Consider the following 1,122-nt stretch of genomic DNA (forward strand, 5'->3'; position numbering starts at 1 on the left):
TGTACTGTCCCGGCTGGTTGATGACACGGGGATTGATTTGACGCAATAAGAGGACCTCCGGGTGTTGTGTGGTGCTTGTCGAGAGCGAACACAAACCAGGAGGTCCTCGTGTCCCACCGTAACGCGTTTTTGGCCTATTCGGGGCGTCTTCAGCTGGCCCGGTGCATCGTGGTTGATGGCTGGCCTTTGCGCCGTGCTGCCGAGAGATTCAACGTTTCCGTCCCGACAGCCGCGCGCTGGTCCCGCCGCTATCGGGAGTTGGGTGAGGCTGCGCTGGAAGACCGCAGGAGCCGGCCCCTGACGTGCCCGCACCGGACCCGGATGCGCACCGAACGGCGTGTGCTGGGACTGCGCGTGAACCGTCGCTGGGGTCCGGCCCGGATCGCGTACCACCTGCACCTGAATGTCTCCACGGTCCACCGCATCCTGACCCGCTACCTGTGTCCGCCGCTGCGCTTCACCGACCCGGCCACAGGGATCAGGATCCGCGGCCGAGACCACGCCCGCCGATACGAATATGCCTGGCCCGGGGAAATGATCCACGTGGACATCAAGAAGCTCGGCCGCATACCCAACGGCGGCGGACACCGCGTTCACGGCCGGGTACAAGGCGAAGCGAACTCCCGGGCCAGGAACCTCGCAGAAGGCCGGTCCAAGGACCGCGGCCAGGTCCGGGGCTATACCTTCCTCCATCACGCAGTGGATGACCATTCCCGATTCGTATACTCCGAGATCCTGCCCGACGAAACCAAAGAGACAGCCTCGGCGTTCATGCGCAACGCCATCACAGCGTTCACCGCCCGGGGCGTCAAAATCCAGCGGGTGCTCACCGATAACGGCTCCTGCTACCGCTCCCGCGCCTTCGCCGCTGTCCTGGCCGAGGCCGGCATCAAGCACAAACGCACACGCCCCTACCGGCCCCAAACCAACGGCAAGGTCGAACGCTTCAACCGCATCCTCCAAGAGGAATGGGCCTACGCCAAGGCCTACAACTCAGAAGCCGAACGGCAAGCCTGTTACCCAGACTTCATCGAGTACTACAATCAGCGCAGGCCCCACACCGCACTCAAAGGCGCCTCACCGGCCAGCCGTGTCACCAACCAACCGGGTTAGTACAGCTAG

General features: G+C 63.8%; 1 protein-coding gene. It reads left to right on the top strand.

Features of this window, described 5'->3' with window-relative positions; translation table 11 throughout:
* Positions 1 to 108 precede the first annotated feature (108 nt).
* The gene (locus PV768_RS21810) at positions 109 to 1,113 is read left to right on the top strand and encodes an IS481 family transposase (protein ID WP_174182309.1); all 1,005 of its coding nucleotides are present in this window, start codon (positions 109 to 111) and stop codon (positions 1,111 to 1,113) included.
* Positions 1,114 to 1,122: the final 9 nt, after the last annotated feature.

This window comes from Pseudarthrobacter sp. CC4 (assembly GCF_048957775.1).
In the GTDB taxonomy this organism is placed as follows: Bacteria; Actinomycetota; Actinomycetes; order Actinomycetales; family Micrococcaceae; genus Arthrobacter.